The following is a 22,887-nucleotide window of genomic DNA, read 5'->3' on the forward strand; positions in this document are numbered from 1 at the left end:
CGCCGAAAACTAAAACGTTCTGATTTGACGCAGTTTATCCCGTCAGACAGGTGTCGTCATTGGCCGCGCGCCAGGCAAGCCACGCCTCTGGTGTGTCCAGATCGGTCAGGGCACGACGACCGGGCAGCGCGACATAGCGCAACCGGTGGGCATTCATCCGCAGTATATCTCGCGCGCCCTGATCCCCGGTCAGGGTCTGTAGCGCCATGAAACAATCCTCGGGAAACAGCACCGGATGGCCGGGTGTGCCATCCTCGGCGGTGGCCTGTTGCAACATGGGAAAGGGCATGGATTGATAACTTTGGATAAGCCTTTGAATATCCTCGGTTTCAATCTCTGGCATGTCTCCGGGCAGGATGACCAGGGCCTTTGGCCCGCGCGGCAAGAACCCCACACCACGGCGAATGGATGCGGACATGCCCTGATCTGAGTCCGGCACCTCGATCACCTGCACCGGCAGCCCTTGCAAGGCTTCGGCTCGCGGATGGTTCCAATCGGGCAAGGTGACGGCCACATGCGCCCCCGTTGCCTTGGCGCGAAGGGCCTGCCGCCGCAAAAGCGGCACGCCGTCCACATTTTCGGTCAGTTTGTCACGTCCACGCATCCGAGAGGACGCGCCTGCGGCGGGGATGAGAATCGCGATATCATGCATGTGGCAGACACTAACACAGCCAGAGCAAGAATGTGGCGTGTGTTGTGTCACATGCGCAACTTTTTGTGTCACCCGATTTCCAGGGCGCTATATGCTGCGGTGCGGCAGTGTTATTGCGGCATCTATCCCCGCATCCGTGCACCATCGGCATCAAACAGCGGATCGTCGATCTGCCGCGCGGGGCACATCTGGCCAAGGATCTCAATTTCGACCTTCAGCCCCGGCTTTGCTTTTTCCCTTGGAATCAACGCGATGGCGACCGACTTTTGCCCGAAGTGCGAGTAGCCTCCCGAAGTGCAGAAACCCATGACTTCGCCGTCGATCCAGACCGGTTCATAGGCGTTCACGTCTGCATCCCGCGCCTCCACCTCGAAGGCGACAGAGATCCGTTTCGGCGGTGCGGCGCGCTCTGCCTCGGCGGCGGCGCGACCGATGAAATCGCCCTTGGACCACTGGATGAACCGGTCCAGTCCGGTTTCGGCGCAGGTATAGTCGGGGCAAAACTCGCGGCCCCAAGAGCCAAAGGATTTATCCAGACGCAGAGACATCATCGCCCGCATCCCGAAAGGTTTCATGCCTTGCGGTTTGCCTGCCGCCCAGAGCGTTGCCCACAACTGTCGCTGTGCCATCGGATCGCAGTATATCTCAAACCCGAGGTCCCCGGTGTAGGACACCCGCTGCACGGTGCAGTCGGTCATGCCAACCACCATGCGCCGCACATCCATGAACCGCATGTCCGACAGATCATGCCGCGTGCACGCCTGAAGAATATCCCGCGCACGCGGCCCCGCGATCTGAAAGCCATTCAGTTTATCGCTGATATTTTCTATACTTACGCCATCTTCCTGATGTTGCAGGAACCAACGCATGTGATAGGCCTGCGCGCCGTATGAGGCGGTCAGCTGGTACGTGTCTTGGCCAAGGCAACTGACGGTGAAATCGCCAATGATGCGCCCTGCCGGGGACAGCATCGGTGTCAGGGACAGGCGGCCAACCTTGGGGATGCGCCCGGCCATGATCCGATCCAGCCAAGCCCGCGCATTCGGGCCGGTCACGCGGTACTTGCCGAAGTTGTGGACCTCGTTGATGCCCGCTGCCTCGCGGACTGCGCGCACCTCGCGCGCCGTCGCCTCAAATGCGTTGGAGCGGCGAAAGCTGGGCGTCTCGTAACGGGGCTCATCGCCGGTTGCGAAGTAGTTGACCACCTCCAGCCCGTATTGCGCGCCCCAGACCGCGCCCATGCCGTCAAAGATGTCATACATCGGCGTCGTGCGGTTGGGCCGCGCGGCGGGCAGTTCCTCGTTCGGGTAGCTGACGGAAAACCGTTTCTGATAGTTTTCAATGACTTTCGGCAGGGTGTATCCGGGTGAGATCCAGCTTCCAAAGCGCGCCACATCCATCGCGCCGGTGTCGCGTTCGCATTCGCCCTCAATCATCCACTGCGCGAGCATCAGGCCGACGCCGCCACCCTGACTGAACCCGGCCATGACCCCGCAGGCCGACCAATAGCCGCGCAAGCCCGGAATCGGGCCAACCAGCGGGTTGCCGTCCGGCGCAAAGGTGAACGGCCCGTGGATCACCGATTTCACACCGGCGCGCTCTAGTACAGGAAAGCGTTTGTATGCAAATTCAATGCTTTGCTCGATCTTGTCAAAGTCATCTGGCAGCAGTTCGTGGCCAAACCCCCAAGGCGTGCCATCGACCGCCCAAGGGCGGCAGGGCTGTTCATAAAAGCCGATACACAACCCGCGACCCTCTTGCCGCAGATAGCTTTCACCCGCCGGGTCCATCACATGCGGATGCTCTGTCTCGCGTGTGTAGATTTCGGGCGTTTCCTCGGTCACGAGGTACTGATGCTCCATCGGGTGTAGCGGCAGGTAGACGCCCGCCAGCGCGCCGACCTCACGCGCCCAGAGACCTGCGGCATTGACCACGTGTTCGGTGTGGATCGTGCCTTTGTCGGTCACAACGTCCCAAGTGCCATCCGCACGAGGATTGGTTTCCAACACCTTGGTATGCAGGTGAATTTCGGCACCGCCCATGCGCGCGGCCTTGGCATAGGCATGGGTGGTGCCGGAGGGATCGAGGTGGCCGTCCAAGGGATCATACAGCCCGCCAAGGATACCATCGGTGTTCACGATCGGCGCCAGCTTGGCGATCTCTTCGGGGGTGACGATCTCTGTCTCCAGCCCCATGTAGCGATGCTTGGCCCGTTCCGCCAAAAGCATGTCAAAGCGGTCCTTGTTGTCGGCCAGCGTCACGCCGCCCACATGATGCAGACCGCAGGACATGCCGGTCAGCTCTTCAAGCTCCCGGTACAGGCGGATGGTATAGCCTTGCAGCGCTGCCATGTTGGTGTCGCCGTTCAGCGTGTGAAACCCGCCCGCCGCGTGCCAGGTCGAGCCGCTGGTCAATTCGGACCGTTCCAGCAACATGACATCCGACCAGCCCAGTTTGGTCAGGTGATACAGCACGGAGCAGCCGACGACGCCGCCCCCGATGACGACAACGCGCGTGGTGGTTTTCATGAACGACTCCCGGACCTTGTTTGCTCTAGCGGTGGCAGCCTCCGCAGAACCGCGCAAGACCGTCTGCGACGGGTGATGTCGGAAATGGGCCCTGAACGGCCGTCAAACCCGCGCCCAACCGGCCAGTTCCGTGGCCCTTGCCCTGATCCACAACAGGTCAAACCCGGCGATGATGCGATAACCCTTGGCAAAATTGGCGTCGGCCTGATCCTTGGTCATCGCGATGTTGCCCAGCGGGACACCCGCCGCCGCAGCGGCCGTCTCGATGCGGGACACGGCGGCCTTGAAATCCGGATGATCGAACTGCCCCGATATGCCCAACGCCGTGGACAGGTCGAAACCGGCAACAATCAGGACATCCAAGCCGTCGACGGCGCAGATGGACTCGATATTGTCGATCGCGTCGACCGTTTCGATCAGCGGCATGCAGACCATCTCCGGGGCCACATCGCGCGCGTATCCGGGCATGTCGGTGCCCCAGCGCGATTGCGCGATGAACGGTCCGAACCCACGGGTGCCGGCAGGGGGATAGCGCAGCGAGGCCACCGCCCATTCGGTTTCGGCGGCGTCGCGGATCAGTGGAAAACAAATGCCTTCCGCGCCAAGGTCCAGCGCCCGTTTCACATGCGCGTCGGTGTTCTCGGGTATCCGCACAATGGGGGCGCAATCGGTTCCGGCGGTCGCGGCAATCATCGCATGGGCCGATCCATAGTCGACGGCCCCGTGTTCAAGGTCGATGAGCACGCTATCCACGCCCGAGGCGGCAATGGCCTGTGGCACCGTGGCAGAGGGGATCGTACAAACGACCGAGGTCAACCGGCGCACGGGGTCCTTCAGTTTGGCCTTGAGACTGGGCATGGAACTGTATCCTCTGTTGGTGGGTGCCGCAGCGTAAGGCGGTTCTGCACCGGGACCAAAGGCTTTCACGCCTTGTGCAGGCGCGACGCCATATGTCGGATTCCGGCAACATTGCGCTGCGGCCCCGGCGCATCGTCCAATGGCAAGCCAGACAGGGAGAAAATGTCATGCGCAGCCACGCTCAGGCCGTCGTCATCGGAGGCGGCGTTATCGGGTGTTCCATCCTCTATCACCTGACCAAACTGGGCTTGACAGACTGTGTGCTGCTGGAGCGGGACGAACTGACCAGCGGGTCGACGTGGCACGCGGCGGCCAACATCCACGGTCTGCATGACAGTACCAATATCTCGCGCCTTCAGCATTATACCATGACACTCTACAAGGATCTGGAGGCGGAGACCGGGCAAAGCTGCGGCGTGTTTCAGGCCGGATCGCTATACCTTGCACAGACCGAGGCGCGCGAACATCAGCTGCGCCTTCAGGCGGCCAAGGCCAAGCTCTACGGGATGAATTTTCATGAGGTCAGCGTGGATGAGGCAGAGCGCCTGCATCCTCTGGTGGATTTCACCGGCATTCGCTGCATCATGTTCGAACCCGATGGCGGCAACGTCGATCCCTCTGGCGTGACGGCGGCCTATGCGGCGGGGGCGCGCCAGCGGGGCGCGGAAATCCACCGCTTCACGCCCGTCATGGCAACCGAACCGCAGCCAGACGGGACGTGGATCGTGCGCACGCCCAAGGGCGATATCCACACGCCTTGGGTGATCAACGCCGCCGGTCTGTGGGGGCGTGAGGTGGCGGCGCTGGCGGGGATCAAGCTGCCGCTGCAACCGACAGAGCACCAGTACTTCGTGACTGAGACCATCGCAGAGATCGCCGCACTGGACCGCCGGTTGCCGTCGGTCGCGGACCGGGACGGCGAATATTACCTGCGGCAAGAGGGCAAGGGCCTGCTGATCGGGGCCTATGAGCGGGATGTCCGGCTTTGGGCCGAAGAGGGCACGCCGCTGGACTTTGCGCATGAGCTGTTCGCCGACGATCTGGACCGCATCGAGGACAACATGATGCGCGCCATCGACCGGGTGCCCTTGGTAGGGTCGGCGGGGATCAAACGGGTGATCAACGGGCCGATGATCTGGTCGCCGGACAGCAACGTGCTGATGGGGCCGGTGCCGGAACTTTCGGGCTATTTCTGTTGCAACGGCATCATTCCGGGTTTTTCGCAATCCGGCGGCATGGGTCTGATGGCGGCTCAGTGGATCATTCAGGGTGAGATGCAGTACGACATGTTCCCATGGGACATGGCGCGCTTTGGCGACTGGGCGGATGAGGCCTTCACCAAGGCGCGGGTGAAAAACCAGTACGCGCACCGCTTTGCGATCCATTTCCCCGGTGAGGAACGTGACGCGGGACGGCCCGTCAGGACGCGCCCGGTTTTTGAGGTGCAAAAGGCGATGGGGGCCAGGTTTGGCCTCAACTACGGGTGGGAGCATCCGGCCTATTTCGACGCCGATCAGCCGGATACGCCCGGCTTCACCCGCCAAGGCTGGTGGCAGAGTGTGGGCCGCGAGGCGCGCGCCCTGCGCGACACGGGTGGGATCATCGACATCTCGAACTTCGCCAAATACCGCGTCGCCGGTCCGGGGGCCGAGGATTGGCTAAACGCCGTGTTCGCCAACCGGATGCCGCGCAAGGTGGGGCGCTCCTGCCTGACGCCGCTGATCGGCAAACGCGGCGGCATCGCGGGCGATTTCACGGTCACACGGCTGGGCGAAGAAGAGTTCTGGGTGATCGGGTCTGGCATGGCGGAACGCTATCACCTGCGGTTCTTCCGTCAGGTGCCGCTGCCCGAAGGGACGACCTTCACGTCGATGACCGTGGCCATGTGCGGCTTTAACGTCGCCGGGCCGGGCGCGCGAGAGATGCTGCAACGGATGACGAACACCTCTCTGGCGACAGAGGATTTCCCGTTTATGGCTTCGCGCTGGATCGACATTGCGGGCGTGCGTGTCTTGGCGTTGCGGGTGTCTTTCACAGGCGATCTGGGATGGGAGCTGCACTGCACGACCGAGGATCAGGGGCGTCTCTATCAGGCGTTGCTGGACGAAGGGCGGGATCTGGGCATCGGCCCGGTCGGCAGCCGGGCGTTGATGAGCCTGCGCATCGAAAAGGGCTATGGTTCATGGAGCCGCGAATACTCGCCAGAATACTGGCCGCAGGAGGTGGGGCTGGCGCGGTTGTGCAAGCTCGACAAGGCATTTCTGAACAAGGCGGCGCTGCTGGAGGTGATCGACAAACCCGCGCGTGAGACGCTGGTGATCCTTGCGCTGGATGAGGACGCGGTCAGCGCCTCGGACGCTGACGCCAGTGGCGGAGAGCCGATTTTCCGCGACGGACAGGGCGTCGGGCGGGTCACATCGGGCGGCTACGGCTATTCGGTGGGGCGCAGTCTGGCGCTTGGCTATGTCAAGGCGGGCTTGGCGGGGCCGGGGGACCGGGTTCAGGTCATGGTGCTGGGCAAACCCCATGGTGCGGTGATCCTGCCAGAGCCGCCGTTTGACCCCGAAGGCACACGCCTGCGGACGTGAGCGGGGCGTCATGGCATGTCGTGTTCGCCGCGCCCCTGACACCGGGGGCCAGCCAGCCTGTAAGCGCGGCGTGCCCATGTGCAGGGGCAGGTCGCGGTCCTGAGTGAGCATCGGCGTGCCGACGGATTGGCACTAACATCTGGCTGGCCAGACTGGCCGGGCAGGGCAGGTGGCAATGCCGATGCGGCGCAAAGGACAAACCCTTCGGTTTGCCCCGCTGTGGCCCCATCGTCTGCCGGGAACGGGGCTTAACCCGTCTCCGACGCCAGCGGGCGCACCTTGAGCCGGGTGATGCGATTGTGCTCACGCGCCATGACCTCGAACCGGAAGCCGTGAAAGCTGAACACTTGCCCCATGGTCGGGATCATCTGCGCCTCGTGGATCACAAGACCTGCGACGGTGTTGGCCTCATCGTCGGGCAGGTTCCAGTCGGTCGCGCGGTTGAAATCGCGGATCGTCATCTGGCCGTCGATCCAGTAATGGCCGTCCTCGGCCTTGCTGATCGGGTGATCCGCGTCGGGGTCAAATTCATCGGTGATTTCGCCGACAATCTCTTCAAGGATGTCCTCAAGGGTGATCAACCCTTGCAACGCGCCGTATTCATCCACCACCAGCGCAAAATGCGTGCGGCGGCGCAGGAACTGGCGCATCTGCTCATCAAGTGAGGTGGTGTCGGGGACGAAATAGGGCTTCATCGCCACATCCGTCACCTTGAAGTCGGCAATGGCGCCCGCCATCGTCTGATCCTCGTCGACCAGCCGGTACATGGCGCGCAGCAGATCCTTGGCGTGGATCACGCCAAGGATGTTCTCAGGGTCATCGCGGAAGACCGGCAGGCGGGTGTGGCTGCTTTCAAGGCACTGTTGCAGGATCTCTTGCGGGCGTGCATTGGCGTCCAGCATCTCGATCTTGGAGCGGTGCAGCATGATTTCCTCGACCGTCCGGTCGCTGAGGTCGAGCGCACCCAGAATGCGGTCGCGGTCTTCCTTTTCGACCACCCCTTCGGAGTGGCCCAGTTGCAGGGCCCCGGCGATTTCTTCACGCACCGCCAGAATGTGGCTGTCGGGATCGGTTTTCACGCCGAAGATGCGCAAAAGCGCCCGCACCAGCATGCGCACCGCCGAGACCATCGGCGCGAAAAGCCGCACAACCAGCGCGATGGGGGCCGACACACGGGCGGCGGCGGTTTCGGGATTGGTGATGGCATAGGTCTTGGGCAGAACCTCGGCAAAGATCAGCACAACAAGGGTCATGACAGCGGTGGCGTAGACCACGCCGCTTTCGCCCAGAGCCTGGGTAAAGATCATCGTGGCCAGCGCCGTGGCGAGGATGTTCACAAGGTTGTTGCCCAACAGGACAGAGCCGATCAGCCGTTCGTTGTCTTCGGTGATCTCAAGCGCGCGTTCGGCCCCGGCTGATCCCTTGTCGGCGGCGGCCCGCAACTTGCCCCGCGACGCAGCGGTCAGCGCGGTTTCCGAGCCCGAGAAGAAGGCGGAGAGCATGATGAGGCCAAGGATCGACGCAGCGGTGATCCAGAAGGCGGCATCAAGGGTTGCGGGCGTAGCGTCCATGAAGGCGATCCTTTGGGTTTGGACCGGTTATGGGGCTGCGGACGGGGGCATTCAAGGGGGCGTGCCGGGCCGGGGCGCTGTTCGGCGCTCGTCACGGCCTGCGGCCGCAACATCGCCCCGCCCACCGTCCCCGGCGGTCAGGCTCAGAGGTCTTTGGCAAGCGGGTGGTGTTCAAGGACAAGGTCGCGCAGTCGCTCTTCGAGCACATGGGTATAGATTTCGGTTGTGGCGACGTCGGCATGGCCCAACAGGGTCTGGATCGCGCGCAGATCGGCCCCGTTGGCCAGCAGATGCGTGGCAAAGGCGTGGCGCAGGGTATGCGGAGTGACCTTGTCGGGGGAGACACCGGCCTCGACCGCGAAATCCTTGATCAGCATGTAAAAGGCGTGGCGCGTCAGGTGTCCGGCCTTGCCGCGCGAGGGAAACAGTTGCGGCGAGAGCGGTTTGCCCTCGGCGCGGGCGGTGTCATCCTGCGTGTCGCGGGTTTGCAGCCAACTGGCCAGAGCCGCGCGGGCGGGCGGCGACAGCGGCACCATGCGTTCCTTGCCGCCCTTGCCCCGGATCAACAGCATCCGCGGATCGCCGCGCGCCGCAGAGACGGGCAGCGAGACCAGTTCGGTGACACGCATCCCCGTGGCGTAAAGCAGTTGCATCAGGCAGGCGTTGCGGAGGCGGTCGGCTTCGGTCCGGCCATGGGCTTCGGCGGCCACCAGCAGGCGGTCGACCTCTTCGACCGACAGGGTCTTGGGCAGGCGTTTGTCGCGGCCCGGTCCTGCGATCTGTAGCGCCGGGTTGTCCGTGCGCAGCCCCTCTTCAAAGGCGAAGCGGAAAAGCTGTTTCAACGCCGAAAGACGGCGTGCGCGTGTGGCCCGTGACAGTCCCAGCCTGTCACAATGGACAAGATAGGCCTCTATGTTTTCCTCGGTCGCCCCGGCGAAGTCGGTGCCGATGTCCGCCAGCCAGTCCTGCGCATGGGCGAGGTCGCGGTCATAGGCGGCCAGCGTGTTGGCCGCCGCACCGCGTTCGGCGGCCAGCGCCTCAAGAAACAAGGGCACCCAGCGCGTCGAGGTCACCGCCGCGCCCTTTCGGCATCGAGGATGATCAATTCCAGTGCCGCGCGCCGGGCCAGATCCTCCAGCCCGAGGCTGCGGAAACTGGCGATGGCGTCGGTCAGGTCCTGCCCGTTACCCGCAGCGCCTGAGGCGAACAGCACCATGGACCGCAGGATCACCTCACCCAGCCGTCCTTCGGCCAGTTGGTCGCGCAGGACCGGCGGCATGGGGGCACCGGAAAATCCGTCGGCGACCGCCTGGGCATGGGGCAGGTCGGCCAGCCCGGCCGGGGCCTGACCCTGCGCGATGGCCGACAGAAAGCGGGTTTCCGGGCTGTCATCCGTCAACCCCAGAGCAAGGCTTTCATACGACGGCGACAAAAACCCGATGCGGCGAGCGATCCCGGCGGCGCGACCCTGAAGCTTGAGCCGGGCAAGCCGTTCGCCGTAGAGTTCGGCGAAGGGCACCAGCAGTCGGCCAGAGGCCATCTGCGGCCAGACCCGCTGCAATTCCTGCGCCACCGTATCGGGGGCCCCACGCGCCAGCGCCCGTTCGAAATCCTGTAGCGCATCGACCCGGTCCCAGACACCTCCAGAGGCGGCGGGCTGGCGCAGCGTGTAGATTCCCAGCAGGCGATTGGCGGGCAGACTGCCAGCGCGGGCCAGCCGTTCAGCGGCCTGTATCTGCGTGCGCCACCCGTTGTCGCCGGACAGGTCCAGAACCGCGAATTGCAGCGGCAAGGGCGCGGTGGGCAAGGGTTCGCCAAGCGCCTCGAACAGGCGGAACTCCAGAGGTGTGGGCCGGACCGGCGGCAACAGCGGCTCACCGCTGCCCGCCTCGGGATCAAGGAACCGGGTCAGCAGTTCGGCGCGGCGTCCGGAAATGTCGCCAAGGGTCTCTGCGCTGTGCAGGACCAGCGCGGCGCGGCCCCAGTCACCGTTGCGGGCGGCGCAAAAGATCCGCAGGCTGAGATCGCTGCTGAGCCGTGGCTGTGTCGCAAGGGCGCGGCAGACCGGCTGGGACTGGCCCAGCAACAGCGCAAGATCGGCCCAGATGGCGAACAGATGTGGGTCCTGTATCCCGGTGATGTCCAGCAGCGCCAGCGCCTCTTCGACAAGGCCCTGCTCTTCGAGCCAGGACAGGCGGGCGGTCAGGTGGGCCAGATCCCGGTCGCCCACCGGCGGTTCGGCCTCGGCCAGCATCATGACCCGCATATGCGCCCGCAGCGCCGGAACCGGCAGGTCCAGGGCGCGGATCAGCCCCTCCAGCGTGGCCGGGTCTGACCCGGACCAAAGCGTGGCTGGCAGGCCGGTGACACGCGGCGCCAGCAGGCCGGCGGCACCGGGGTTGGGCGCGCCAAGCGGCGCGGCCTCGACCTGTGGCGGCGTGGCGCTTTGCGCAACCGGATCGTCCTGGGCGCACAGGCCTGTAGCCAGAACCAGCGAAACGGCCATCACAAACGCGACGGCACCCCGTCTATGTCCCGTGCAGGGGTCAGCTGTCATTGAGTTGCACCGGCATGCGGCGCTCGAACTGTTCCGGTCCGAAATCGGCCCCGAGGATCGGGCCGATGTACGCGTAGACCACCAAGGCAAGAAAGCCGAGGATCAGAAGATAGAATAGCCATTTGATCAGTCGGCCCATGTCGTCCTGTCCCCGCCTCGTCTTTTTTGAACTTATACCTAGCCTTTTTGTCGCGATCACGTCATTCACGCAACAGGTTAAGCGATGGGCAAGGGATGGCCGAGGGCACGGTTCACAAGGGATTGATCCTGCACAAGACAATTGTCTTTGTAGGGATGATGGGCGCTGGCAAGACAGCGGTGGGACGAACCCTTGCGGCGCAACTGGGAGTCGTCTTTCGCGATTCGGACCACGAAATCGAAGAAGCCGCCAATATGACCATCGCCGAGATTTTTGCCCGCGATGGCGAACCCTTCTTTCGACGCAAGGAAAGTCAGGTCATCGAACGCCTGCTGGAAGGGGAACCCGGCGTGTTGTCCACGGGCGGCGGGGCGTTTCTTGCCGCCGGAAACCGCGAAATGATCTCTCGAATGGGGGTTTCTGTCTGGTTGGACGCCGATCTTGACCTGTTGTGGGAACGTGTCCGGCACAAGGATACGCGGCCCTTGTTGCGCACACCTGACCCCAAAGGCACCCTGAAACGGCTGTATGAGACGCGGGTGCCGATCTATCGGCAGGCGGATGTGACCGTGTCCTCGAAACCGGCGACGACGCTGGACCAGATGGCGCGGCGGGTGTCCGCGACGCTGATGGAATGCCGCCCGGACGTGCTGGAGAAACCACAATGATCGACACGGTAAAAGTCCCGCTGCCGGGGCGCGAATACGATGTTCGGATCGGCGAAGACTTGCTGGTCCGGGCCGGCGCAGAGATCGCGCCGCTGCTCAGACGCCCGCGCGTGGCGGTGGTCAGCGACGACACCGTCGCCGCGGCGCATCTGGCGACGCTGGAGGCGGCGCTGACCGCAGAGGGAATCGCGATGGTCGCGTTGACGCTGCCGCCGGGCGAATCGACCAAAGGCTGGCCGCAATTTACCCGCACGGTGGAATGGCTTCTGGAGCAAAAGGTAGAGCGCCGCGATATCGTTGTGGCTCTGGGCGGGGGTGTGATCGGCGATCTTGTGGGCTTTGCCGCCGCCGTGCTGCGGCGAGGGGTCCGGTTCGTGCAGATCCCGACATCGCTGTTGGCGCAGGTCGACAGTTCGGTGGGCGGCAAGACCGGAATCAACGCCCCGCAGGGCAAGAACCTGATCGGGGCCTTTCACCAGCCGTCGCTGGTACTGGCCGATATCGGCGTGCTGGATACCTTGACGACACGCGATTTTCTGGCCGGGTATGGCGAGGTGGTGAAATACGGGATGCTGGGCGATGCGGCATTCTTTGACTGGCTCGAAACCAACGGGGCCAGTGTCGCGGGGGGCGACAGGGCGGCGCGGGCCCATGCGGTGAAACGCTCGGTCCAGATGAAGGCCGAAATCGTGCTGCGGGACGAGACAGAGCAGGGCGACCGCGCGCTATTGAACCTTGGGCATACCTTTTGTCACGCGCTGGAGGCCGCCACCGGCTATTCAGATCGCCTGCTGCATGGCGAGGGCGTGGCGATTGGCTGTGCACTGGCGTTTGAACTGTCCGCGCGGCTGGGCCTGTGTTCGCAAGAAGACCCCAGCCGCGTGCGCGCGCTGCTGAAGACCAGCGGGATGCGCTGTGATCTTGCGGATATTCCGGGGGATCTGCCGGGGGCCGAGGCGCTGCTGGATCTGATGGGGCAGGACAAAAAGGTGGTCGACGGGCAATTGCGGTTCATTCTGGCCCGTGGCATCGGGCAGGCCTTTGTCACCTCCGATGTCCCGTCGGATGCGGTCCTGACGCTGTTGCAGGATCAACTTGCGGCGCGCTGATCCGCTTCGTCTGCGCCCGGACCAGCGTCTACCTGCGTGACCGCAGAACCATCATCTCACCGATATTCTCTGAGGTGACATAACCGATCATGTGCCCGGTCGGGTCCGTCGCCGCCACGGCGGGGGCCTGTTGCAGCGCGTCGAGCGCCTGCGACAGCGGCGCGGCAAGCGGCAGGGCAGGGACCTGAACCATCACTTCGCCCACGGCGCGCGTGTTCTGCCCCTCTGCCACCGCATGAAACAGGGCTTGCCGGGTCAGAAAACCTGTCAGTCGTCCCTCGCCATCCAGCACCGGAAACTCGTGCTGCGTGGTGCGGATCAGGGTCTGGGCGGCCACATGCATCGGGTCCGCCGGTGACAGGCTTTCAAAGCTGGTGATCATCGCATCGCGCAGGTGCAATCCCTTGGCCAGATCCCGGCTTTCCACATCGCGGGCCTCTGCCTGAGCGGCCATAAAGACGAAAAGCGCGATCAGCAGCAGGATCAGGTTGCCAGAGGTCAGGCCCAGAAACCCAAAAAGAAATGCCACGATCTGCCCCGCTGAGGCGGCGATCCGGGTGGCGCGCACCCGGTCCGTGCCCATCGAGAGCAGCGCCCGCAACACCCGACCGCCATCCATCGGAAAGGCCGGGATCAGGTTGAACACGGCGAGAAACAGGTTCACCGCCGCCAGTCGGCCAAGGAACTCCTGCGGATTGGACGGATCGACCAGCGCCCCCATCTGAGTCGAGGCCCCAAGCGCGATGAGGATGGCCCAGATCCCCACGTTTACTGCCGGTCCGGCCAGCGCCACGGCGATCTCCTGTCCGGGTTTCTGGGGCATCCGCTCCAACCGGGCCATGCCGCCGATGGGCAACAAGGTGATGTCCGGCGTGCGGATACCGTAGCGCCGCGCCATCAGCGCGTGACCATATTCATGCGCCACCACGCAGGCAAACAGCGCCAGAATGAACAGCGTGTTGTCCAGCGCCGCCGCCGGACCGCTTTCTGCCCATGCGGCGGCGGCCACCCAGGCCAGCAGCAGGAAAAAGGTGGCATGCACACGCAGTTCAGATCCCAGAAACTGGCCAAGGCGGAAGGTCCAGGTCATGTCGTCTCCTGTCAGGATGCCGGGTCATCGTTGAGATAATATCTGTACCGTCGTCGCGCCAGCGGATGCGGGACATTGCCGCGTTCTGGCGTTGCGGAAACGTGGCCGGGAAAAAGAAAACGCCTGACGGGCGGGTCGGCCGCGTCAGGCGTTTGGATCTTTGTGCGCCACCGGGTCTGCCCGATGCGCTATTCCGTTCAGAACGGGATTTCGTCGTCGATGTCGCGTGACGGTGCCCGCGACGGGCCAGAGCCACCCCCGGAACCACCGCCGGAGCCGCCGCCATAGCCCGGATCGTCATAGCCGCCGCCACCGCCGCCATAGTCACCGCCGCCGCCGGAATAACCGCCGCCACCGCCGCCGCCTTCGCCACGGCCATCAAGCATCACCAGAGTGCCGCCAAACCCTTGCAGCACAACCTCTGTCGAATAGCGGTCCTGCCCGGATTGGTCCTGCCACTTGCGGGTTTGCAACTGACCCTCGATGTAGACCTTGGAGCCTTTGCGCAGGTATTGCTCGGCCACGCGGACCAGACCCTCTTGGAAAATCGCCACCGAATGCCATTCGGTCCGCTCTTTCCGCTCGCCTGTGTTTCGGTCCTTCCACGTCTCCGACGTGGCAATGCGCAGGTTGCAGACCTTGCCGCCGTTCTGGAAGCTGCGCACTTCGGGGTCTCTCCCGAGGTTGCCCACCAGGATCACCTTGTTCACGGAACCGGCCATGTCTTTCCCCTTCGAATCTTTCAGCGCGTGTTTGCCGACCCTATACCAGCCTTGGAACCGGGCGGAAGGGGCGCGCCCTGAGCACTGGCGAAAAACTGAAAACTGGGTATAGTCTTGGCCGTAATAAGGTGACCGAGGGGATTAGTGACATGGTGCGATGGGGAATTCGCGCGCTTGGCTGCGGGCTGTCGTTTGCGATGCTCGCCGGCAGCGCGGGTGCCGAGGTGCTGTCAACCAAGAACAGGTCGGTGCTGTTCTCCAGCCAGACCAAGGTTCTGGATAACCGTGCGGCTCAGCAATACAAAAGCTCTGTCCGCCTGCAACCTCCCAAGGTGGTGACACCCACCAAATGGGGGACTGGAACCGATGGGGACCTGCCGGTTTACCGTGGCCGCTACAAAGGCGAATATGTGAACATGGCCCGCATCGCGGCGCGCAAACATGGTGTCCCCGAAGACCTGTTCTTGCGTCTGGTGATGCAGGAATCGCGGTTCAACCCCAAGGCAAAGTCGCACAAGGGCGCAATCGGTCTGGCGCAGTTGATGCCCGGAACCGCCGCGCTGCTTGGGGTCAATCCGAACGATCCGCAGCAAAACCTTGAAGGCGGGGCGCGCTATCTCAAGCAACAGTACGCAAAGTTCGGCAACTGGCGGCTGGCGCTGGCGGCCTACAATGCCGGACCCGGTGCGGTGATCAAACACGGTGGCGTGCCGCCCTACCGCGAAACCAAGAATTACGTGAAGAAAATCTGGGGCAGCTGACCTTCGGGCCGCGCCGGATTAGGTGTGGCTTAAACCTTGGTTATGGCTTTGCTGTCAGAATGATCGCCGTGGTCGCCGGTAACGCGGGAACGGTGGTATGGTGCTTTTCATTTTCTGGACTGTTTGCCGCGCTTTGCGGTCTGCGGCTCTGGCTGGCGTGACGGCTGTTGTTGCGGGCGCTCTGCCGATGGCGGCGGCGGCGCAGTCGTGCCAGGTGCCACCTGATCTGATGGCGGTGGCGCGGACGCTTGCGGCCTTGCCGATGGATGTCGATGAACTGCCGACGGCGATGTCGGATCGGCTGGGCCAACAAATGCTGTCCATCTCCGAGGCACGGATACTGAACGCCCTGCGAGACGGCAGGATGAACAGCATCGCCCCGGTCGCGGTCGATGTTCTGGCCGAGGCGGAGAGACTGGCCAGCGGCGCGAATTATCAACCGGCGCGTCTTTCGGCGTTGTTGCGGCGGCTGGATGAGCAACGCACACTGGCGTGCCAAGATAACGGCAAGTCGATTTATCAAAACGGGCAACAGGGGCGCGACGGCGGGTTCTTTGACGAGAAGGGGTTGAACTGGGCCGAGGTCGGCAAGCGCGCTGAAGAGGAAAAACTCTTTGCCGCCGGGGCTGTGGTGGTCGCAATGGCGGGGTTCATTTCGCTGCTTGTGCTGGTCGACACCGGGTATCGCTGGATGATGGCCCTGCTTTACAATCGCAAGGCCTGCCGGGTTCCGGCGGATATCAGGGTCGGCACCTGGGTCATCGAAGGGTTGGTTATCACCTTGGGCAAGGGCGGTTGCCGCTTTCATCCGTTGAACACCCTCGCCTTTGATGAGGCGTTGATGGATCTGCGCGGCAGCCTCTCCACCTTGGTTGTGGAGGAGTTCGAATTTTCGGTGGTCTGCGGCAGCATCCATGAAACGGTTGTGGATTTTCGGTTCGAAAAACCAATCACCATCAAGACCCAGCGCGAAATCCTTGAATTCTCGACAATTTCGCCATTCTACATCCGCAAGGCGCGGGATGGCGGGACAGAGGCCACGCGCCGTCTGATCTGAACAGGGCAGAGGCGGGCGGCGCACCGGCGCGCGCCTGTTCGGTTCAGGGGGGGGGGGCCTTTCACGGCATCGGACAAATGCCAAATACCGATGAGACTTGGGGGCCGCGCGACCGGCGCGGCGCATTTGGACAACATTCCAGCACGCGGGCCAGAACCAGAGGCCCGGACGGCACAAAGCGGCCCGTCCAGACCACATTGGGTCAGACCACATTGCGTCAGACCTCTGTCGTCCAGACCTCAGTAGTCCAGGTATCTGGCGCTGGCATAGCCGCTTTGTCCCGAAGGCGTCTGGATTTGAAACCACATCCAATCCGTCTCGATACAGGATTTCAGCGCGGCGCTGTCATAGGGGCTGCCGAATTCGGCCTTTTGGCACAAGGCCTTGCAATCCGCATGGCGCGGGTGTCGGAAGTCGCCGCTTGGCGCTCTGGCGACCTGATACTCGCTGCCAAGCGGCAGCTCGGCCAGACGCTGCGCGTCATGGGACATGACCTGCCGCAGCGATGTAAAGTTCTGTACGTTGATGACCCGCGCGCGGCCTGTTGAGGACATGCAGGCATTGTCCGACAGTACGCGCGCCGTTTCACCCGTGCCGCGTGCGGCCTTGAGATCCTTCAGGGTTGTCGAGGCGGGCAGTAAAGCAGCAGCCGGGATAACCGGCCAGCGGCCAGGCGCGCCGGACCCCTGCAAACACGTGTCAGGACCAACCTGCGCCGACAGGTTTTCACGGTAGCCGCAAAGCACCGCCTGCGGGCTGCCCTGATAGCTGCCCCGAAGACCGACTTCGCAGGCGTATGTCATCATGCCGGAAAAATCGACGCGGAACCGTTGCCCGTCGACAAAGCCGTCTTGCCCCTGAACCGCGTCGATCCTGTGGCTGTAGCCATCGGGCTGATAGGGCATTTGATCCTGTTCCAGCCGTGCCGACCAGCCGGTCATGTTCTGACAGGCGTAGACCATGCCCTCGTCCGTCAGGTGCGGCGGGGTGAAGCCGAACAAGGCGATGTCCCACCGACCGGCCTTGTTCACCGTGTCGATTTCGAAAAAATCCTGCCCCTTGTGCTGTAGCATGGCCTCCAGCAGGTCACCGTCCACAAAAGGGCGCGGTGTATCGGGACGGGGACGCGCGGCGAGCGCGAGAAAATTCAGCGTCGCCTCGATGGCAAGGTCAAAGGCGGCCTCGACATCGTCAACACTGTAATCGCGGGTGCGATCCAGCGTCAGATCCGGCTGGTGGAACCCCAGACGCCCGCCCACATGCAGACGGCGGTTGGTGAGGGCGACGGATTCGTGTTGATGCGCCGTCCCGAACATAAAGATAAGGGCACAGGCGGACAGACATTCGGCCCCATCGTCGATGATCGTCCCGATGCGGTTGTCCAGAACGTACCGCGCCAGTTCCAGCCCGCTGGACAGGCTGCCACCGGGACTGTCCAGACAGATCGCGGCCCAGCTGCCATCTTCGAAGTTCGACCACCAGATCGGCATGTCCATCGGCGCGGCGCGCAGTCTGTCGACGTCGCCGGGGGCGATTTCCCCCTCAAGCGTGACGCGGCACAGGCCGGCCTTGCCGGGGGTGATCCGGGCGGCCTGTGCGGTATTCGCAAAAGCCGCCGCGACAAGAAAGCCGACAAGGCAACAGAAAAAACGCATCATCCAAAACCTCTGCCTAGATCACACGGGCGTCCCAGGGAGGCAGGCCGCCCGCGTGGATGTCTTATTCCGCTGCGATCTTGATCACCGGCTCCATATTGGCAAATTCCTCGTCCGAGAGGTGGCACTTGATCTGGTGACCATCGTCCATGATGCGCACCGGCGGCACCTCTTTTTCGCAGAGACCCCCGGCCACCTTGCCCTTCCAGCCGCAACGCGTCTGGAACGGGCAGCCGGGCGGCGGGTTCATCGCAGAGGGAATGTCGCCTTCCAGCACGATGTGCTTTTTCTTGACGCGGGTGTCGGCAATGGGCACCGCCGAGAGCAGCGCCTCTGTATAGGGGTGGTAGGGGGGCGAGAACACCTGATCGGTCGATCCCAGTTCCACCACATGGCCCAGATACATCACCATGACCCGGTCGCTGAGATAGCGGACAATCGACAGGTCGTGGCTGATGAACAGCAAAGTGGTCTTCTGCTCGCGCTGGATTTCCATCAGCAGGTCGGTCACCGCCGCCTGCACCGACACATCCAGCGCCGAGACGGGTTCATCCGCAACCACGATCCGCGCGCCGCCCGCAAAGGCCCGCGCGATGCCGACACGCTGTTTCTGACCGCCCGATAGCTGACGCGGCATCCGCTCGGCAAAGGCGCGCGGCAGTTTCACGAGGTCCAGCAGGCGCAGCATTTCCTCGCGCCGCGCATCGTCGGAATCGCCATGGTCAAAGATTTCCAGCGCCCGCATGATCTGCCGCCCGACCGTCATTGACGGGTTCAGCGTGTCGAACGGGTTCTGGAACACCATCTGCACGTCGGCGATGGTCTTGGTATCGCGCTTTTCGATCGGGGTGCTTTCGATGTTGCGGTTGTCCAGCAGGATTTGCCCGTCGGTCGCCGTCTCCAGTCCCATCAGAACCTTTGCAAAGGTCGACTTGCCGCAGCCGGATTCGCCCACGATGGCCAGCGTCTCGGATTCGCGCGCCTCGAAGCTCAGCGTCTCGTTGGCCTTGACCACCTTCTTTTCGCCGGAACTGCCGAACAGCGCGTTGGCGGCCACCTCGTAGTATTTCTTGAGCTCGTCCATCTTCAGGATCACCTTGCCCGGTTCGGCCTTTTCGGTGGACTTGACGTTCTGCGGCGGTGCGTTCCAATCGATTTCGTCGATGCGCAGACAGCGCGAGTTGTGACGGTCGTTGCCGGGGATCTTTGACATCGGAACGCGGTCGACCGCATCGCAGCGCCCGGCCTCAAAGTAATCGCAGCGCGGGCCAAAGTTGCAGCCGTCCGGGCGTTCATGGGGCAGGGGGAAGTTGCCGGGGATCGCCACCAGCGGGCGCGCGTTCTTGTCCGCTCCGGGCAGCGGGATCGAGCGGAACAGCGCCTGCGTATAAGGATGCTGCATCTCATCGAAGACATCGACGATGCTGCCTGTCTCGACCGCTTCGCCGGAGTACATCACGCAGATCCGGTCACAGGTTTCCAGCACCAGACCAAGGTTGTGGGAGATGAACAGCATCGAGGTGCCGTATTTCTTGCCCAACTCCTTGACCAGTTCGACCACCGCCGCCTCGACGGTCACGTCCAGCGCGGTGGTGGGTTCATCGAGGATCAGCAGCGCCGGTTCCGCCATCAGCGCCAGCGCGATCACGATGCGCTGCTGCTGACCGCCCGATAGCTGATGTGGATAGCTGTCGAGGATACGCTTGGGGTCGGGCAGTTTGACGTCCGTCACCACCTGAAGCGCGCGCTCATAGGCCTCTTCCTTGCCGACGCCCTTGTGGATCATCGGCACTTCCATCAACTGCTGGGCGACCTTCATGGCCGGGTTCAGCGAGGCCATCGGCTCTTGATAGATCATGGCGATCTCAGAGCCGCGTATCCCGCGCAACTCTTCCTGGCTCATCTCGTTCAGGTTGCGGCCCTTGAACTTGATCGAGCCGCCCACGATGCGTCCGTTTTTGCCCAGATCCTGCATCACCCCCAACGCCACGGTGGATTTGCCGCAACCGGATTCGCCGACAAGGCCCACGGCCTCTCCCGGCTGGACCTTGACCGAAAAGTCCATCACCGCCGGGATTTCGCGCAAGCGGGTAAAGAAGGAAATCGAGAGGTTGTCGATCTCCAGGATCGGCCCGTCATAATCGTCTGTCATGTCACAGTGCTCCCTGTAGGAGGGGCCTCGACACGTTTTGCGCGTCTTCTTGGCCCAAATGCTTTCGGGGGTCCGGGGCGGTGCCCCCGGACCAACCGTCATCAGTCACGCAAGCTTTCTTCGCGCAGCCCGTCCGCCAGCAGGTTCAAACCCAGAACCAGCGACAACAGCGACAGCGCGGGTGGCAGGGCAGGGTGCAGGTAGATCGACAGCAGCTTGCGCCCCTCGTTGATCGTTGACCCCCAGTCCGGGCTTTCCGGCGGCAGACCCAGACCGAAGAAGCCCAAGGTCCCCAAAAGGATCGTGGTATAGCCAATGCGCAGGCAGAAATCGACGATCAGCGGCCCGCGCGCGTTGGGCAGGATCTCCCACAGCATGATGTACCACGGGCGTTCGCCACGGGTCTGCGCCGCGGCCACATAGTCGCGCGTCTTGATGTCCATGGTCAGGCCCCGCACGATGCGGAACACTGTGGGCGAGTTGACAAAGACCACCGAGACAAAGACCACCAGAACACCGCCCGGAATGTCAAAGAAATCGAGCGGCCAGAAGGTGATCCTGGACGAGGTCGGATCAGGGTTGTTGATCAGCGACATGTAGATCAGCGCCATCGGGACCAGCACAACCGCAAGGTAGAGATAGTCCTTGCTGGGCTGGGTGCGGTAACGCGAATGGATCAGCACCCCGGCAAAGATCAGCGGAAACAGGAACAGCACCACGGCCATGAACTGCGGCAGCCCCGTCGCCACGATCTCGGGCGTGACCAGCAGGTAAAACAGCAGGATCACCGGGAAGGCGAGGATGAGGTTGGCGACAAAGCTCAGCAAGGTGTCCAGACGCCCGCCGTAGTAGCCCGCGGGCAGGCCCAGCGTGATCCCGACCATAAAGGCAAACAGCGTGGCCAAAGGGGCGATGGCAACGACAATGGTCGACCCGGCGACCACGCGGCTGAAGATATCGCGCGCAAGGTTGTCGCCGCCAAACAGATACCACTGAAAATCAGCCTCTTCAGCGCCACGCAGGGGGGTGCCGGGCACCTTGTTCTTCATCCCCGAAGCCTGACCCAGCGGGTCATGCGTGGCGATCCAGTCGAAGACACCGTAGAAAATCGCCGTATAGACCCAGAACATGACAATGCCGAAACCGATCATCCCGATCATCGAGTCGAACAGCTTGCCATACAGTCCCAGCCGCCGTTTGTAGCAGATGGAGGCGACAAAGGTTGCGATCAGGGCGATCCAGACCGGCAGGAACTGCCGACTGATGCCGCCGATGATGCCCGCGCCGGTGCCAAACAGCGCGCCAAGCAGGATGTAGGCCAGCACCAGCACCAGCAGCGCCAGTCCCAGCCAGTTCACCAGCCTTGCCGACAGTCCAAAGATGCCGCCGGTGGCCATGATCGTGCCGTCGGGGTTGGTCTGGATGCCGGTGTCCGGTTCAAAAAAGGACAGAAGGATCCGCGCCACCACGGCGACCGCGAAGACGGGCACCAGAATGGTCAGGATCGGGTTCAGGATGCTCCCCAGGGAGCCGGTCCAGGTTAAAGGGTCCATGGATGCCTCCTCAGGTGACGCTGATACGCGGGTTCAGATAAACATAGCCGATGTCGGATATGAGCTGTGTCACCAGAACCACGAAGACCGAAACAACCGAGATCGCCAGCAGCATCTCGATGTCGTTGTTGCCCGCCGCGCGGACCAGTTCCCAACCGACGCCTTTGTACTGGAACAGGGTCTCGACGATGACGACGCCGTTTAGCAGCCACGGGAACTGCAACATGATCACCGTGAAGGGCGCGATCAGCGCGTTGCGCAGCGCGTGTTTCATGACGATATTGCCGAAACTCACGCCTTTCAGACGGGCGGTGCGGATGTATTGCGCGGTCATGACCTCGGCCATAGAGGCGCGGGTCATCCGGGCGATATAGCCCATGCCGTAAAGCGCGATGGTCAGCACCGGCAGAAAGAAATTCTCGAACGTCGCGTTGTCCATGGCGCTGGTAGCGGTGCCCTTGAACCATTTCAGGCCCACGGCGGACGATGTGAAGATCGCGATGAACAGAACGCCAGAGACATATTCCGGCGTCGCCGTTGTGGTGATCGAAAAGGTGGACAGGGAGCGGTCCAGCGCCGAGCCTTCGCGCATCCCCGCCAGCACACCGACGATCAGCGCCGAGGGCACCATCAGCAGCATCACGCAGAGCATCAGAAAGCCGGTGTTGCCGATCCGGGTTCCCAGCGCCTCGGCCACGGGTGCCTTGGCCACGGTCGACCAGCCCCATTTGCCTTGCAGGATGCCGCAGAAAGTCGGGGCCTCCGCCGGGTCAGCGCCGGGAAGGATGCAGCGCCCGCGCGCGATGCCATCGCGATTGACGCCGGTCCAGCCGGGATAGACGCCGATCCACTCGGCGTAGTTGCGGAAGATGCGGGCATCGAACCCGGAATTGACCTGCGCCGAGGCCTCTTCAAGGGTGATCTTGTTGGCGCGGTAGTCGGCCAGCATCTGTTCGTCCAGCGGCGAGCGGTAGCCGTTGTTGGACAGCCATGTGGCCACCTCGATATCCGTCATCCGGAAGTTGCCTTCGGATTTCGCGAGCTTTTCCAGGTTTGGATAGAGGTTCGTCATAACGAAGACGATGAACGTCAGGCAAAGGGCGGTCAGTAGCATGACCCCCACGCGCCTGAGAATGAATAGACCCATAAAAGCCCCCGTTGGTGGCTGTGGACCGGTATTGTTCCGGTCGCTTTTTGGTTTTGCAAAGGGCCGCAGGTATCGCGCGG

Annotated in this window: 18 protein-coding genes; 5 read left to right on the plus strand and 13 right to left on the minus strand. The window is 63.1% G+C overall.

Features of this window, described 5'->3' with window-relative positions:
* Positions 1-34 precede the first annotated feature (34 nt).
* The 3 genes from ACN0S5_RS01315 to ACN0S5_RS01325 form a co-directional block, all read right to left on the minus strand.
* Positions 35-652, minus strand: a complete 618-nt coding sequence (locus ACN0S5_RS01315; protein WP_417205241.1) for a nucleotidyltransferase family protein — start codon at positions 650-652, stop codon at positions 35-37.
* Positions 653-774: 122 nt separating this feature from the next.
* Positions 775-3,180 carry a GcvT family protein gene (locus ACN0S5_RS01320; protein ID WP_417205242.1) on the minus strand — a complete coding sequence of 802 codons (2,406 nt, stop codon included), beginning with the start codon at positions 3,178-3,180 and terminating at the stop codon, positions 775-777.
* Positions 3,181-3,282: 102 nt separating this feature from the next.
* Positions 3,283-4,038, minus strand: coding sequence for an HpcH/HpaI aldolase family protein (locus ACN0S5_RS01325; protein ID WP_417205244.1), 756 nt, complete (start codon positions 4,036-4,038; stop codon positions 3,283-3,285).
* A gap of 167 nt (positions 4,039-4,205) precedes the next feature.
* Here ACN0S5_RS01325 and ACN0S5_RS01330 point away from each other — a divergent pair, with 167 nt between their 5' ends.
* Entirely contained in the window at positions 4,206-6,626 is a 2,421-nt protein-coding gene (locus tag ACN0S5_RS01330) for a GcvT family protein (protein ID WP_417205245.1), read from the plus strand.
* Between the two features lie 248 nt (positions 6,627-6,874).
* On the opposite strand, the gene ACN0S5_RS01335 is transcribed toward ACN0S5_RS01330, so the two are convergent.
* The 4 genes from ACN0S5_RS01335 to ACN0S5_RS01350 all read right to left on the minus strand — a co-directional run bounded on the left by ACN0S5_RS01335 (position 6,875) and on the right by ACN0S5_RS01350 (position 10,893).
* Positions 6,875-8,197 (minus strand): HlyC/CorC family transporter, encoded by a 1,323-nt coding sequence (locus tag ACN0S5_RS01335; protein WP_417205247.1) that lies wholly within the window; start codon positions 8,195-8,197, stop codon positions 6,875-6,877.
* 143 nt (positions 8,198-8,340) lie between these two features.
* A complete protein-coding gene (locus ACN0S5_RS01340) occupies positions 8,341-9,270 on the minus strand; it encodes a site-specific tyrosine recombinase XerD (RefSeq protein WP_417205249.1) in 930 nt (309 codons plus the stop codon).
* The gene (locus ACN0S5_RS01345; protein ID WP_417205251.1) at positions 9,267-10,703 is read right to left on the minus strand and encodes a hypothetical protein; all 1,437 of its coding nucleotides are present in this window, start codon (positions 10,701-10,703) and stop codon (positions 9,267-9,269) included. Before ACN0S5_RS01345 ends, ACN0S5_RS01340 begins: the two co-directional genes overlap by 4 nt.
* 40 nt (positions 10,704-10,743) lie before the next feature.
* Positions 10,744-10,893 carry a hypothetical protein gene (locus tag ACN0S5_RS01350; RefSeq protein WP_323770228.1) on the minus strand — a complete coding sequence of 50 codons (150 nt, stop codon included), beginning with the start codon at positions 10,891-10,893 and terminating at the stop codon, positions 10,744-10,746.
* Positions 10,894-10,988: 95 nt separating this feature from the next.
* On the opposite strand from ACN0S5_RS01350, the gene ACN0S5_RS01355 reads away from it, so the two are divergent.
* Both ACN0S5_RS01355 and aroB read left to right on the plus strand, forming a co-directional pair.
* Positions 10,989-11,561 (plus strand): shikimate kinase, encoded by a 573-nt coding sequence (locus ACN0S5_RS01355; RefSeq protein ID WP_417205253.1) that lies wholly within the window; start codon positions 10,989-10,991, stop codon positions 11,559-11,561.
* Positions 11,558-12,670, plus strand: coding sequence for a 3-dehydroquinate synthase (gene aroB / locus ACN0S5_RS01360; RefSeq protein ID WP_417205254.1), 1,113 nt, complete (start codon positions 11,558-11,560; stop codon positions 12,668-12,670). Before ACN0S5_RS01355 ends, aroB begins: the two co-directional genes overlap by 4 nt.
* A gap of 28 nt (positions 12,671-12,698) precedes the next feature.
* Here aroB and ACN0S5_RS01365 read toward each other — a convergent pair whose 3' ends face one another.
* Both ACN0S5_RS01365 and ssb read right to left on the minus strand, forming a co-directional pair.
* The gene (locus tag ACN0S5_RS01365) at positions 12,699-13,760 is read right to left on the minus strand and encodes a site-2 protease family protein (protein ID WP_417205256.1); all 1,062 of its coding nucleotides are present in this window, start codon (positions 13,758-13,760) and stop codon (positions 12,699-12,701) included.
* Positions 13,761-13,957: 197 nt separating this feature from the next.
* A complete protein-coding gene (gene ssb / locus ACN0S5_RS01370) occupies positions 13,958-14,482 on the minus strand; it encodes a single-stranded DNA-binding protein (RefSeq protein WP_417205258.1) in 525 nt (174 codons plus the stop codon).
* A 197-nt stretch (positions 14,483-14,679) separates the two neighbouring features.
* Here ssb and ACN0S5_RS01375 point away from each other — a divergent pair, with 197 nt between their 5' ends.
* Both ACN0S5_RS01375 and ACN0S5_RS01380 read left to right on the plus strand, forming a co-directional pair.
* Positions 14,680-15,243, plus strand: a complete 564-nt coding sequence (locus ACN0S5_RS01375; RefSeq protein ID WP_417205511.1) for a lytic transglycosylase domain-containing protein — start codon at positions 14,680-14,682, stop codon at positions 15,241-15,243.
* Between the two features lie 97 nt (positions 15,244-15,340).
* Entirely contained in the window at positions 15,341-16,300 is a 960-nt protein-coding gene (locus ACN0S5_RS01380) for a hypothetical protein (protein ID WP_417205259.1), read from the plus strand.
* A gap of 239 nt (positions 16,301-16,539) precedes the next feature.
* Here ACN0S5_RS01380 and ACN0S5_RS01385 read toward each other — a convergent pair whose 3' ends face one another.
* The 4 genes from ACN0S5_RS01385 to ACN0S5_RS01400 all read right to left on the minus strand — a co-directional run bounded on the left by ACN0S5_RS01385 (position 16,540) and on the right by ACN0S5_RS01400 (position 22,807).
* Positions 16,540-17,958, minus strand: coding sequence for a hypothetical protein (locus ACN0S5_RS01385; protein ID WP_417205261.1), 1,419 nt, complete (start codon positions 17,956-17,958; stop codon positions 16,540-16,542).
* 61 nt (positions 17,959-18,019) lie between these two features.
* Positions 18,020-20,107 carry a dipeptide ABC transporter ATP-binding protein gene (locus ACN0S5_RS01390; RefSeq protein WP_417205262.1) on the minus strand — a complete coding sequence of 696 codons (2,088 nt, stop codon included), beginning with the start codon at positions 20,105-20,107 and terminating at the stop codon, positions 18,020-18,022.
* Between the two features lie 101 nt (positions 20,108-20,208).
* Complete coding sequence (locus tag ACN0S5_RS01395; protein WP_417205264.1) at positions 20,209-21,660, minus strand: ABC transporter permease; 1,452 nt, start codon at positions 21,658-21,660, stop codon at positions 20,209-20,211.
* Positions 21,661-21,670: 10 nt separating this feature from the next.
* Positions 21,671-22,807 carry an ABC transporter permease gene (locus ACN0S5_RS01400; RefSeq protein WP_417205266.1) on the minus strand — a complete coding sequence of 379 codons (1,137 nt, stop codon included), beginning with the start codon at positions 22,805-22,807 and terminating at the stop codon, positions 21,671-21,673.
* Positions 22,808-22,887 lie beyond the last annotated feature (80 nt).

The organism is Antarctobacter sp. (genome assembly GCF_048262615.1).
Lineage (GTDB): Bacteria > Pseudomonadota > Alphaproteobacteria > Rhodobacterales > Rhodobacteraceae > Antarctobacter.